Origin of the sequence: Paenibacillus cymbidii, assembly GCF_004764705.1 — a bacterium.
Taxonomy (GTDB): Bacteria; Bacillota; Bacilli; order Paenibacillales; family NBRC-103111; genus Paenibacillus_AN; species Paenibacillus_AN cymbidii.
This window is the reverse complement of the sequence record NZ_SHLX01000029.1, coordinates 77,744-90,887: the sequence shown is the minus strand read 5'-3', so window position 1 is coordinate 90,887 and position 13,144 is coordinate 77,744. Positions and strand designations below refer to the sequence as shown.

The window sequence follows — 13,144 nt, the reverse complement described above, 5'->3', positions numbered from 1 at the left end:
AACAGCTAGAAGAAGGTGTATGGACCATGCGACAATGGGTAAACCCGCTGGCGAAGGCAAGCTGTTTCGGCATGCTGCTGGTGCTGATGATGGGCGCGACGGTCACGCAAACCGATTCCGGCCGCGGCTGCGGCAGCGATTGGCCGCTGTGCCACGGCAAGTTTATTCCGAGTTATACGATTGAATCGATGATTGAATACAGCCATCGTTTTGTTACGGGCGTTGTCGGGATCATCGTGTTGGCCGCATTTATTGCCGTATGGCGCCATGTCAAACGGCGCGATGCACGATTCTTCGTCACATCGACCGGCTTCTTCACCGTGCTTCAGGCGGTGCTCGGGGCGCTGGCGGTCGTGTGGCCGCAGTCGTCGGCCGTGCTGGCGCTGCATTTCGGCTTTTCCCTGCTGGCATTCGCCAGCACGCTGCTGCTCGTGTTCGTCCTGCGCGAAGGCAATTGGGAGCGGGCCGACTTTCATTCCGGCGCACGCGCCCTTGTTACTTCCGCCTATCGAACCGGCGTGTGGCTGACGTTGATTTACTGCTACGGTGTGGTGTATTTAGGCGCCTTCGTGCGTCACACCAAATCGGCCGGAGGCTGCACCGGCTGGCCGCTTTGCAACGGAGAAGTGGTTCCCGAGCTTAGCGGCGCAACAGGCATCGTCTTCGTGCATCGCCTCGGCGCGATTCTGCTGTTCGTCCTGATCGCCTGGCTGGCGATCGCGTCCCGCGGATTGAAGGAAGCGCCGCACATTCGCAAGGCGGCCCGGTGGTCGCTGCTGTTCGTTGTGGTGCAAGTATTCAGCGGCGCTTATTTGACCGCAACGCTCGCATCCGACTGGTACCTGCTTTCCAGTCTGCTGCATACGCTCATCGTTTCCTGTTTGTTCGGTGCATTATGCTACATGTCCGTGGAGGTGCTGCGCCGCCGATGATTCACGATAACTTGCGGCAATTTCTCGACGTCCTGCGATCCGAAAAGCAACTGGTCGAAATCGCAGCGCCGGTCGATCCGAATTTGGAATTGGCGGAAATTCACCGCCGCGTCATTGATGAAGAAGGGCCGGCGCTGCTGTTCACGAACGTGATCGGCAGCTCGTTCCCGGTCGTAACCAATCTGTTCGGCACGAGCCGCCGCGTCGACCTGGCGTTCGGCCCGAAGCCGGAGCAATTCATGAAGCGCGCCATCGGCGCGATCGATACGCTGCTGCCGCCGACGCCCAAAGCTCTATGGGGCGAACGCGGCTTGTTGTTCGATTTGATGAAGGTCGGCATGCGCCAGGTGCCGCCTGCCGACGCGCCGGTCATGCAGGTGCGCGAGCGCCGCGAGCCGCTGGCCGGCTTGCCGGTGCTGACCTGCTGGCAAGAGGACGGCGGGCCGTTCGTTACGCTTCCGCTTGTCTACACCGAACATCCCGAAACCGGCCACCACAACCTCGGCATGTACCGGATGCAAGTGTACGACGGCCACACGACGGGCATGCACTGGCAAATTCACAAAGGCGGCGGCTTTCATTATCATGAAGCCGAACGGCTTGGCAAACCGCTGCCGGTAACCGTTTTCCTTGGCGGCCCGCCCGCGCTGATCGCTTCGGCGATAGCTCCTGTACCGGAGCACTTGCCGGAGCTGCTGCTCACTTCGCTTATTCTCGGCCGCAAGCTGCGCATGGCGGTGCCGATGGACGGCGGCCACCGGCTCGTCGCCGAGGCGGAGTTTGCGATATGCGGCGAAGTGCCGCCGTTCGAACGCCGTCCGGAAGGGCCTTTCGGCGACCATTACGGCTACTATTCGTTGACGCACGATTTTCCCGTATTCAACGTGAAGCACGTCTGGCGGCGCAAGGACGCGATTTACCCGGCGACGATCGTCGGCAAGCCGCGCCAGGAAGACTATTACCTCGGCGAGTTTTTGCAGCGGCTGCTGTCGCCGGCGTTCCCGCTGGCCATGCCGGGCGTGAAGCAGCTGTGGACATACGCGGAAACGGGGTTCCATCCGCTGGCGGCGGCGATCGTGCGCGAAAGCTACCGGCGCGAAGCGGTAGGGTCGGCGTTCCGCATTCTTGGCGAAGGCCAGTTGACGCTGACCAAATTTCTGCTCATCACCGATCGGCAGCTTGATTTGGCCAACTTCCCGCTGCTGCTGGAAACCGTGCTGGAACGATTCGATCCGCACCAGGACTTATTCCTGTTTCATTATACGTCTCACGATACGCTCGATTATACCGGCCACCGGCTTAACCACGGCAGCAAAGCGGTGCTGCTCGGCGTCGGCGACCCGGTGCGGCAATTGCCGCGCGCCTATACCGGCGGCTTGATCGGCGGCATCACCGCGGCGCAAGTGTATTGCGCCGGCTGCCTCGTCGTCTCCGGCGCTTCGTACGAAGCCGAACCGGCGCTGGCCGACCGAATTGTTGCCGGGCACGCCGGCGCCCTGGCCGAGTGGCCGCTTGTTGTACTGGTCGACGATGCGCAGGCGGCTACCCGGGACCAGACGGCGTTTCTGTGGACCGTGTTCACCCGGTTCAATCCGGCGTCGGACATTTACGCGCAAACAACGGCACATCGCCACCATTTGGCATATGAACTGCCGATCGTGATTGACGCGCGGATGAAGCCGGGGTATCCGGACGAGCTGTTCCCGCGCGAAGACATTGTGAAGAAAGTGGACAGCCGCTGGAGCGAATACGGCTTGGGCAAGCAACGATGAGCGCTCCGTCCGCCGTCCGTTCGTCGCAACAGGCGATAGCGCATGCCGCCTTTTTGCTCGTTTTCCTGATTTGGGGCGCCAATATGGCTTCGATGAAAGTCGGCGGCAGGGAGTGGGACCCGTTTCTGTTCAACGGGCTCCGCTTTCTTTGCATTGTCCCGATCGTTTGGGTGTATACTTATGCATACTACCGCCGTCGTTCCCTGCGAATTTCCATCGCCTGGCGCGATTTGCTGCTTATTCTCGGATTGGGCGCTTTATCGGCGATCGGCGTCGAATCTTTATTGTCCTATGCGCTGCAATTTACGAGCACGGCCAATGCGGCGGTGCTGGGAAGAGGACTGTCGCCGCTCTTTACCGTTTTGTTTTTGCTGGCGGTGCGTGCGGCTACGTTCAACTGGCGGCTCGCCGTCGGGCTGCCGCTCGCTTGCGCCGGCGCCTTTATCATCGTTGCCGGCGGGCACGGCCTTCATTTCGGCCCGGAGACGATGCGCGGCGATCTGCTGCTCGTGCTGCGCAGCGTGTTTGGCGCCGTTTATTTGCTCGGCATGAGCCGGCTGCTCGGCAAATATCCGCTGCCGCTGCTGTTCGCGCTGGAAATGACGGCAAGCGCCGCCGTGCTGCTGCCGGCAGTGTTCGTCAAAGCCGGCGGCGGCGCGCTGGTCGCCATGACGACGGACGGCTGGCTCAGCTTCGGGTATACGACGCTGGTCGGTACGTTGATCGGCTTTTCGCTGCACAATTGGAGTCTGGGCCGGCTGGGAGCGCTCAAATCGTCCTTTTACGGCTATACGCAGCCTTTTTTCGCCGCCATTGCCGGTTATCTCGTCCTGACGGAGTCGATTTCCTCCTGGCAATGGATCGGCGGTCTTGCGGTTATGGCGGCCATGCTGCTCGTGCAATGGGATAAACTTCGCGGCGGCTCCGCCGGCCGGCTGCAGAAGAAGGGAGGCAGAGATCATGCTGCGCATGATGTTCGGCGAACCAAAACGAATTGACGACGGCAGGCTCAAAGAGGCGTTCGATACGATCCGCGCCTATGCGGTCCGCTTGAAGCGCAGAGAGAAACGGGGAGAGCTGGATGCCGGTTCGGCCGGCCAGCTTTCCATCTATGCCGACAGTTTCATCGACTCGCTGGATGAGCTGGAGCAGAGCGTCTATTGCTGTCGGCGCTTTGGCGGTATGGTGCGCAGCCGGTTCGAGCATCAGATGAACGAAGGCGAACGGGACGCCTACCACCGTTACGTCTATTTTTACAAAAACGCGTTCCTGCGCGTCTTTTCCATTCTCGACAAACTGGGCTTCTTCCTGAACGAGGCGCTGGAGCTGCGAACGGAGCAGATGAAGTCGCGGTTTTCGTTCTTTACCGTGCTGCGCCGCATGCAGGGGCACAAGTTTCACTCCCGGCTGGCCGCCTCCTTGTACGAACTGAAGGAGCAGTACGGCGACGCGCTCGACAAGCTCCGCAGCGAACGCAATCTGGAGACGCACGCGATGAACGCGGAAGTGTGGGACAACCTGAAGCATGCGATGAAGACGGGGAGCCGGCACACGCCAATCGAGAACATTCCGGGCAATGTGCGCAATGCGGAGTTGGGATTTGAAATGGTTAGCCGAGCGTTGATCGCTACATTCTCTTATTTGCGTTAATGCCGATGGCGGGCTTGCCTGCCGTATGCAAAAAAAGAGCTTCACCGGGCCATAAGGCACCGGCGAGGCTCTCTAACGCAGTACGCGAATTAAAATACTTGCATGACTTCCTGCACGCCCTCAACTTCCTCAAGAAGGGCGCGTTCGATGCCGGCTTTCAGCGTGATGGTCGAGCTTGGGCAGCTGCCGCATGCACCCATCAGCTTCAGCTTGACGATGCCGTCCTCCACGTCGACGAGTTCCACGTCGCCGCCGTCACGCTGCAGGAACGGGCGAAGCTTGTCAAGCACTTCCAGTACTTCGTCGTACATCGTGCTTTGCGCTTGTTCGTTCATTTGCGTCATCTCCTTTCTTTCTTTATTATATTACAAGATGCTGCGAAAATAAAATCATTTGCAAGGTGAGCGCATGAGACCGATCGTCGAATTTTGTGTGAACAACATGCATCACGGGACGGAGCAAGTAAAAAACGAACTGGAAACGAACCCCGATTACGACGTCATCGAATACGGATGCCTCGGCAACTGCGGCGAATGTTTCCTGTTTCCGTTTGCGTTCGTGAACGGCGAAATTGTGGCGGCCGAAACCCAAGGCGAGCTGCTGCGCCTGATCCGGCAGAAAATCGCCGAAATCGAAGCGATGGACGATTTATTCGACCTGTAAGTTCGCCAGCGACGCCCTTATCCTTATCCGAAATGGCGCTTCGATTTCCACAACACGCCGCTTTTCAGCGCGCGCGGCACCTTGCCCATCAGCACCGTCTTTTTGCCCATGACGCCGAAGCCCGACTTCTTCCCGAGCGACCCGAGAACGCCGCGCAGCTTGATCGATTCGAGCCGCGGTTTTTCGCCGCGCCATTCCGCCTTCAGCACATCCGCGACTTGTTTGCCTTGCGCCTGCGCTGCCTGCGCGCTCGGCGAAAACTTCAGGCTGGCGCAATCGCCGACGACAAACACTTCCGTATAGCCCGGAATTTGATAATAATCGTTCAACAGTACGCGTCCTTGCGGATCTTTCGGCACGTTCAGCCGCTGCACGACAGGACTTGGCTGGATGCCGGCCGTCCAAATCGTGGCGTCGGAATGGATCGGCACCTCCTGGTTGTAGACGATGCCGGGCTCGAGCCGCGAAACCGATACATGGGACAACATCTTGATATGGTGTTCGCCGAACCATTCCCGTACGAACCGCTGCAGCTTCTCGGGGAACGCCGACAGGATGCTCGGCCCGCGGTCGAGGATGCAGATGTTCAGATCGCCTCTGCTTTCGCGCAGCTCCGACGCCATTTCCACCCCGCTCAGACCGCCGCCCACGATCGTCACATGGCCGTACGGACGGACATCGCTGACCTTGTAGTACGTCTGCCGCGTGGAGGAAAACGATTGAATGCTGCACGAATATTGCTCCGCGCCCGGGATATTGTGATACTTGTCGGTGCAGCCGAGCGCGATAATCAGCTTGTCGTATTCGAGCTGCTCTCCGTCCGCGAAGTGAATGAGCTTGCGCTCCAGTTCCACATCCGCGACATCGCCGTATTTGACCCGCAGCCGCTCGTCGTCCGGATAGCCGACCCGGATATCGATATCGGAAATCGTGCCGGAAGCCAGCGCGTAATATTCGGTCTTCAGTCCCTGAAACGGCATCCGATCGATCAGCATCAGCTCCGTGCCCCGCGGCAGCTCTTTCTCCAACAGTTCGTGCGCAACGGTAAGCCCGCCGTACCCTCCGCCCAATATGACAATTTTGTTTGACACGGCAAGCCATTCCTTTCGCAATCGAATCATTCGTAAACGCGGATTTCGTTGTAGAACGTATCGCGCTCGACAGGAATCCGGCCCGCTCCTTTAATCAGCCAGATCAGCTCGTCCCGCGTAAGACCGGCCGGGGTTACGGCTCCGGCGGAGTGGCTGATGCGCTCGCGCAGAATCGTGCCGTGCGCGTCGGAAGCGCCGAACGTAAGCGCCAGTTGGGTCAACTGCGTGCCGATGTTGATGAAGTATGCCTTGATGTGTTGAAAATTGTCGAGCATTAGCCGGCTGATCGCAATCGTGCGCAGATCGTCGAACGCCGAATTGCGGCGCTTGATGCCGGCCGTTGCGCTGATCGGCTGCAGCGCCAGCGGGATGAACACCTGGAAGCCGCCGGTTTCGTCCTGCAGCTCGCGCAACTGCACCATATGGTGGATCCGTTCCTCGAGCGTTTCGACCGGCGATCCGTACAGCATGGTCGTATGCGTGCGCAGCCCGAGCTTGTGGGCGGTGCGGTGCACCTCCAAATATTGTGCTACCGACGCCTTGTCCACATGCATCTTGTCGCGGTAGCGATCGGACAAAATTTCCGCGCCGCCGCCGGTAAGCGTGTCGAGACCCGCCGCGATCAACTGCTCCAGCACTTCCTTGAAGCTCAGCCCGGACAAGCGCGAGAAAAACTCGATCTCCGCACCGGTGTAAGCTTTGACGATGACGTCGGGAAACCGCGTCTTGAGCGCCCGGATCGATTCGACATAATACGAGAACGGCACGTTCGGATTGTGGCCGCCGACAATATGAAACTCGCGAACGCCCGGATGATAGTGCTGCTCCACATACGCGATCATCTCGTCGCCGCTCAGCGTGTACGCCCCTTCGTCGCCGGGGTTTTTGCGGAAATTGCAGAAGGCGCAATGCGCTTCGCACACATTGGTGAAATACAGGCTCATGTTTTCGATAAAATAAACCTTTTTCCCGTTCTTCCGCAGATTGACCAGGTTGGCGAGTTGGCCGATTGTCAGCAAATCGTCCGATTCATACAAATAAAGTCCGTCTTCCGGCGAAAGCCTGATGCCTGCCTGCACTTTGTCGCTAATTTCCGCCATACGTTTGTCTGAAGCCAATACTCCAATGCTCAAGTTTCGCACCCCTTCCAGATTCGGCCGTTTGCACATCTTTTTATTATAATCTTCCTGTCGGGATGGGGCAATACGAGAACTTGTTTTGCCATAAACGTGTCAGAATTTGCTGATTTTTTATCCAAATGCGCATAATCTCTCATTCCTATTTTCTAGAAAATCAGGTATACTAAGTTCTTGTGAGAATATAGGCAAAGGTGATGGCTGTGCATACTGCTTTACATGCGGTTGTCGACTTGAACGAGCAAATAGAAGCCGTCAGGCGCAGAATGGTAGCTCTGGGGGAACGGCACGGTTTTTTGCATCCGGATGTGATGGCATGCAGCCAGTGGCTTGACCGGTTGCTGCTGGAATATTATTCCCGTGCGCGCAATGTCGAGCTGGAAGACGCGAACATGCTGGGGATCGGCTGAGATGACCGGCTCTTGTTCCTAATCGAACGATACGACCGTTTGCTGCCGCCCATTGCGCTTGAGCAATGGCGGCTTTCTTAGTATACTGGAGGTACGAATCAACTTGAGTTGCCAATTGCGGCTTCTATAGAGGGAGGAAACAGGCATGAACGTGATTACGATTTCCGAAACGGCGGTCGACAAGATCAAGGCGATGCTGGCGGAAGAGGAAGCGCCGAACTTGTTCCTGCGGGTTGGGGTCAAGGCGGGCGGCTGCAGCGGCTTTTCGTACGGCATGGGCTTCGACGACGACCAGAACGATACCGACGAAGTGATGGAGCTTCACGGCCTTAAAGTAGTCGTCGACGCGGAGAGCAAGAAGTATTTGTACGGCGTCGAAATCGACTACCAAGACAGCGGCATGGGGGGCGGGTTTACCATACACAATCCCAATGCCGTCGCTTCCTGCGGCTGCGGCCAGTCGTTTAAGCACAAGGAAGAAGAAGGCCACGCCGAGAAGTGCGACGATAAGGTGGAAGTGTAAGGTTGAGTTGAAATGTGGTGTGGGTTACGGATTGAAGCCAAAAATGGATCAATCCGCAATCATTTGATTGTATTTACACAACCCTAGAAAAGACGATTCAGGGTTGCGGATTCCATACCTCCCAAGCTTGCGTATGATGCAAATACGTGGCTATGGGAGGTTTTTGTTTTGTTGAGGGCAATTGCCCGGACCGCTTGGAGGCCTAATTCGTGGCTTTCAACAGTTCATCGTATGTAACAATAGGTTCCATCGAGACCATAGAAATCAACACGGTGCCATGGTAAAATGTGGCCATGAAGTATAGCTAAAAACTCTTAGCGTTAGGTGGGGTCAACGTGGGCTATGCATTCAAGTGGTTTCGCCATAAACGGATTAGCTTTACCGCCAAGTTGGTGATTACGTTTGCGCTCGTCCTTTCATTGGCGTCTCTGCTCGTGGGAGCGTTCGTATACCAGTTGAATCTTCATCTGTACGAACAGGAAGTGTACAAGCAATACTCGGCAGCTAATGAACAAATGCTTGAGCGGTTCGTGATGAAGGTGGAGGAGGTTTCCCGAATATCGCAAACGATCGTGTTTCACCCAGATGTGATCACTTCGATCCAAAATTCCAATCGTTCCACCAAAGATCGTATGACGATCGAGGAATTCAAGGAATTGATGAATTTTCACGACCGAATAAACCAGGCCAGAGTAGACGCGCCTTATATCCGCTCGGTGTTTGTCTATAACATGAACGGCGAAAATCGCTATTTCGATAATAATGGATCCGTTTTCCAACTGGACGCAAGTTCGTACACGTTTATCAGAAAGCAGTTGGAAGGGACGAGTGGCATGCTGGTATGGCTCCGCATGCCCCTGCCTAGCTCGGTAGACCCCGGGGCGATGCGGGATTCGATCGTCGCGGCGCGTTGGATGAAAACCTTGAATCAAGAAACGTACGGCATCCTCATCTTTACTTTAGGCATTGATTTTATTAAGAAATTTATGGGTGAAATGGAATTAAATTCCGGAATGACATTTTTGATTACACCGGGGAATCATCTGTTGTACTCAAATCATGCTGGCGTTCATCAAGAAGACATCCCGCTGCTGACAGATCAGAAAAATATGGATGTAGCGAAATTTGACGGCGGGATCTATTTATTCGTGAAGCATCAATCGGAATCAGGGCGATTTACGCTGATCAGCGGCACCTCTCTGGAGCAAGTGCGCAGCAAGACCAAGCAGTTGTTCACCATTGTCGTCGTTTCCGGTTTGACCAGCATCACATTAACCATTCTCGTCATCATTATGGTCAGCATGAAGCTTACAAGGCCGCTGCAGACGATGGTGCAGGCGATGCGCAGCATTCGGGCCGGTCACCTCGAGACGAAGGTGAGGGTCGCTACCGGGGACGAGTTGGCGTTTCTGGGGGAAGGCTTTAACGCGATGGTCGACCACATCAACGAGCTCATCCGCGAAGATTATGTCAAACAGGTGCGAGAAAGAGAAGCGGAATTAAAGATGCTGCAAGCACAGCTAAACCCTCATTTTCTATACAATATATTTAATGAAATTTATTGGAAGCTGCGAAATCAGAATGCGAAGGATACAGCCGACATCATCAAATCGTTATCTGACATATTGCGTTATTCGCTGCAAACGGTGCGCCAGCCGACGACGCTTCAGGAAGAGTTGGCGCAAGTCAGGAACTATTTACACATTCAAATGGAGCTATTCCATCAAGACCTACAATACACAATCGATGTCCCGGAAGAGTTGTTCCAGTGCCAGATCATTCGTCTGCTTGTGCAGCCGATCGTCGAGAACGTATTCGTGCATGCGTTCCGTCATCGTCGTGGGCACAAGCAATTGACGATCAGCGGCATGCGCGAGAACGATAAATTGATCCTCAGCATTAGCGATAACGGCTGCGGGATCGTGGAAGACAATATGCACGCTTTGCTCGGCAAGGCGAAATCAGTAGACCAGGAGCATCTGGGCATTCGTATGGTGCGGCGCCGAATTGAACTGACATACGGCGAAATGTACGGTCTGGATATCATAAGTAAATGGGGCGATGGAACGAGCGTAACGCTCACACTACCGTACCTCGAGGAGGAAGCAATATGACGGGGACGATCGTCATTGCAGAAGATCAGCCGAATTTCCGCACAGGCCTGTGTTCGATTATTGAACGGCACATGCCGGGATGGACCGTTGCCGGCGAAGCCGACAATGGAGAGGACGCTTGGGCGCATATTCAAACGTTCAACCCGGAAATCGTCTTGCTCGACATCCATATGCCGGGGATGAGCGGAATCGAAGTGGCAGAGCGCATCCATGTAAACAAGCTTGATACCATAATCATTATCATTACGGGTTATCAGGACTTTCATTACGCGCAAGCCGCACTTCGCTTCGGCGCGTTCGATTTTCTGCTGAAGCCGTGCTCGGAGGAAGAGATTATGACCGCCTTGCGCAAAGCTCTGGACAAAATTTGCGAGAAGCCTGTGGCGCAACCTTCCCCCGTGAGCCGAGAGCGGCTGCCGATGGACGGCTATGGTCAAGTCGTCGACAAAATCATCCGCTATATCGATGAACATTACATGGACGATTGCAGCGTTTCGGCGATTGCCGCCCATGTGTTCCTGAATCCATCCTATGTCAGCACCTTGTTCAAGAAGAAATGCGGTGAATCGTTGACATCTTACATGACGAAGGTCAGGATGGAGAAGGCTATGTTTCTGCTCACGCACACGGATATGAAAATTGCGGAAATATCGCGGGCTACCGGCTTCGACGAACCGACGTATTTTACGAATGTATTCAAAAAATTTGCGGCCATGGCTCCTTCGGAATATCGATTTCACCAAACCTCGAAGAATATTATAGATGATGCCAAGAAAATCTAATGCCCGCACAACGGCTTGTTTGTATAATGAATCTATTGCGATCAAGATCTTCATACGAAGGGAGGGTGAGATATGACGTTCCTGCAATCGAAATCGTTCCAACGAGCACTTAAGAAAAATGCTCCGCTCTACCTGTTGTTTCTCCCGACCATCGCCTTCTATCTTATATTCAAGTATGCACCGATGGGGGGCGTGTTGATTGCGTTTAAAGCGTACAACTTTCGCGACGGCATATGGAACAGCCCTTGGGTAGGATGGGAACATTTCGAGTTGCTGTTTCAATCGACTCGTACGGTACTGGTAATATGGAACACGTTCAAGCTGAGCATGCTGAGCTTGATTATCAGCTTCCCATTCCCGATCTTACTGGCCATTCTGCTCAATGAAGTGAGGAAAATGTGGTTTCGTCGCGCCGTGCAAACGATCGTTTACTTGCCGCACTTCTTCTCCTGGGTCATCATCGGAGGGATGGTCGCTACGATCTTCTCTATGCAATCCAGCTTGCTCAATCATGTGATAACCAGGGTGTACGGCGAACCGATTCCATTCATGTACCAACCGGGTTCCTGGACAGCGATTTTTATCGGCTCCGGTATTTGGAAGGAAATGGGCTTTAGCGCTATCATTTATTTGGCAGCGCTTTCAACGATCGATCCTGCGCTTTATGAGGCTGCTAGCATTGATGGGGCCGGCAAGCTGAGGAAAATATGGAGCATTACGCTGCCCGGTATCAGCAGTACGGTCGTGCTCGTGTTTATCCTGTCGCTCGGGCGCGTCATGGAAGTCGGCTTCGATCACGTATACAACCTCCAGAACAACGCAGTGGCATCGGTATCGGAAGTTATCAGCACGTATATATACGCCGTAGGCATTCAGGGCGGGCAATTCAGCCTAACGACGGCAATGGGGCTGTTCGAGTCGGTGATCGGTTTCATTCTCGTGCTGTCGGCCAACTGGGGTGCGCGGAAATTGGGTCACGGGCTGTTCTAGTTTTTCGGGGTCCCCGCAAAGTACCTGAATTCGCTTCGGAGCAAAGGCACCACTTTGTGGGGCAATTTTACAAGGAGAGCGGGGAAAACGATGAAAGAATCGCTTGGTGAAAAAATATATATGCAGTTGATATACGTATTGCTCATCGTTCTGGCCATCCTCTGCCTGGCGCCGTTGCTCCACATCATTTCCCTCTCGTTAAGCTCCAAGACGGCAATCGAAACCGGGCAAGTCGTGTTATGGCCAGTTGATCTCGATACAGCCAGTTACCGTCTCTTGTTTCAAGGGACGAGAATCGGCAGTGCATTTGTAAACAGTGTGCAACTGACGGTCGTTGGCGTGCTGTTGTGTATGGTAATGACCATCGGGACGGCGTACCCGTTGTCGCGAGGTTATTTTGCAGGCAGGCGTTTCTATACGCTGGCGATGATTTTCACCATGCTGTTTAGCGGAGGGCTAGTCCCGACATACTTGGTAGTGAAATCGCTTGGATTGATAAACACCTACTATGCCCTTTGGTTGCCGAACCTTGTCAGTACGTTTAACGTGCTCATCATGAAGACGTATTTCGAGAACTTGTCCAAGGAAGTCGAAGAAGCTGCATTGATCGACGGCTGTGGCGAGTATCGCTTGATCGGCAGAATCGTATTGCCTTTGTCAATGCCGGTAATCGCTACGCTCGCACTCTTCTACGGCGTCGGATTCTGGAACGCGTTCATGAGCGTCCTCATCTATATCAATTCGAGCGCAAAATATACGCTTACCGTTCTCGTGCAACAAATGATTCAAAGCCAGTCGCTGCTTGTCGAGCAGATGCGGATGGACGGGGTGGAGCAAAGCTTGCCTGACAGTATTAAATCGGCCGCAGTTATTGTAATGGTCTTACCAATGCTCGTTGTTTATCCATTCCTTCAGAAGTATTTCGTTAAGGGCGTTATGCTCGGTTCGGTGAAAGGTTGAAGGGTGGATTCACATAATTCATACAAGGAGGCGAACGTGGAATGAACATGGGGGGATTGAAGTCTGGGTCATCACGAGGGGCAGTAATCGCGGTGCTTGCGGTTGCCGTTCTGGCTGCCTG

At 54.8% G+C, this 13,144-nt stretch carries 14 protein-coding genes; 11 read left to right on the top strand and 3 right to left on the bottom strand.

Annotated features, from left to right (window positions below; translation table 11 throughout):
- Positions 1–26 precede the first annotated feature (26 nt).
- Genes EXY20_RS29975 through EXY20_RS29960 form a run of 4 tightly spaced genes read left to right on the top strand, consistent with a single transcriptional unit; the run spans position 27 to position 4,354 of the window.
- Positions 27–932: a COX15/CtaA family protein gene (locus tag EXY20_RS29975; protein WP_167859631.1), complete on the top strand. Its 906-nt coding sequence runs from the start codon at positions 27–29 to the stop codon at positions 930–932.
- A complete protein-coding gene (locus tag EXY20_RS29970) occupies positions 929–2,704 on the top strand; it encodes a UbiD family decarboxylase (RefSeq protein WP_135556104.1) in 1,776 nt (591 codons plus the stop codon). Before EXY20_RS29975 ends, EXY20_RS29970 begins: the two co-directional genes overlap by 4 nt.
- Positions 2,701–3,702, top strand: a complete 1,002-nt coding sequence (locus tag EXY20_RS29965) for a DMT family transporter (protein WP_135556103.1) — start codon at positions 2,701–2,703, stop codon at positions 3,700–3,702. The genes EXY20_RS29970 and EXY20_RS29965 overlap by 4 nt, the downstream gene beginning before the upstream one ends.
- On the top strand, positions 3,665–4,354 hold the full coding sequence (locus EXY20_RS29960; RefSeq protein WP_135556102.1) for a Cthe_2314 family HEPN domain-containing protein: 690 nt from the start codon (positions 3,665–3,667) through the stop codon (positions 4,352–4,354). Before EXY20_RS29965 ends, EXY20_RS29960 begins: the two co-directional genes overlap by 38 nt.
- 89 nt (positions 4,355–4,443) lie before the next feature.
- On the opposite strand, the gene EXY20_RS29955 is transcribed toward EXY20_RS29960, so the two are convergent.
- A complete protein-coding gene (locus tag EXY20_RS29955; protein WP_135556101.1) occupies positions 4,444–4,689 on the bottom strand; it encodes a NifU family protein in 246 nt (81 codons plus the stop codon).
- Positions 4,690–4,762: 73 nt separating this feature from the next.
- Here EXY20_RS29955 and EXY20_RS29950 point away from each other — a divergent pair, with 73 nt between their 5' ends.
- Positions 4,763–5,017, top strand: coding sequence for a YuzB family protein (locus EXY20_RS29950; protein ID WP_135556100.1), 255 nt, complete (start codon positions 4,763–4,765; stop codon positions 5,015–5,017).
- Between the two features lie 23 nt (positions 5,018–5,040).
- Here EXY20_RS29950 and EXY20_RS29945 read toward each other — a convergent pair whose 3' ends face one another.
- Positions 5,041–6,138 carry an NAD(P)/FAD-dependent oxidoreductase gene (locus tag EXY20_RS29945; RefSeq protein ID WP_135556099.1) on the bottom strand — a complete coding sequence of 366 codons (1,098 nt, stop codon included), beginning with the start codon at positions 6,136–6,138 and terminating at the stop codon, positions 5,041–5,043.
- Positions 6,135–7,208 (bottom strand): aminofutalosine synthase MqnE, encoded by a 1,074-nt coding sequence (gene mqnE / locus EXY20_RS29940; RefSeq protein ID WP_235886270.1) that lies wholly within the window; start codon positions 7,206–7,208, stop codon positions 6,135–6,137. The genes EXY20_RS29945 and mqnE overlap by 4 nt, the downstream gene beginning before the upstream one ends.
- A 239-nt stretch (positions 7,209–7,447) precedes the next feature.
- On the opposite strand from mqnE, the gene EXY20_RS29935 reads away from it, so the two are divergent.
- The 6 genes from EXY20_RS29935 (at position 7,448) to EXY20_RS29910 (ending at position 13,023) form a co-directional block, all read left to right on the top strand.
- Positions 7,448–7,654, top strand: coding sequence for an aspartyl-phosphate phosphatase Spo0E family protein (locus tag EXY20_RS29935; RefSeq protein ID WP_235886262.1), 207 nt, complete (start codon positions 7,448–7,450; stop codon positions 7,652–7,654).
- A gap of 151 nt (positions 7,655–7,805) precedes the next feature.
- Positions 7,806–8,177, top strand: coding sequence for an iron-sulfur cluster insertion protein ErpA (gene erpA, locus EXY20_RS29930; protein ID WP_135556127.1), 372 nt, complete (start codon positions 7,806–7,808; stop codon positions 8,175–8,177).
- 335 nt (positions 8,178–8,512) lie between these two features.
- On the top strand, positions 8,513–10,291 hold the full coding sequence (locus tag EXY20_RS29925) for a sensor histidine kinase (protein ID WP_135556096.1): 1,779 nt from the start codon (positions 8,513–8,515) through the stop codon (positions 10,289–10,291).
- Entirely contained in the window at positions 10,288–11,073 is a 786-nt protein-coding gene (locus EXY20_RS29920) for a response regulator transcription factor (protein ID WP_167859629.1), read from the top strand. Before EXY20_RS29925 ends, EXY20_RS29920 begins: the two co-directional genes overlap by 4 nt.
- A gap of 72 nt (positions 11,074–11,145) precedes the next feature.
- On the top strand, positions 11,146–12,063 hold the full coding sequence (locus tag EXY20_RS29915; protein WP_135556094.1) for an ABC transporter permease: 918 nt from the start codon (positions 11,146–11,148) through the stop codon (positions 12,061–12,063).
- Between the two features lie 90 nt (positions 12,064–12,153).
- A complete protein-coding gene (locus tag EXY20_RS29910) occupies positions 12,154–13,023 on the top strand; it encodes a carbohydrate ABC transporter permease (protein WP_135556093.1) in 870 nt (289 codons plus the stop codon).
- Positions 13,024–13,144 lie beyond the last annotated feature (121 nt).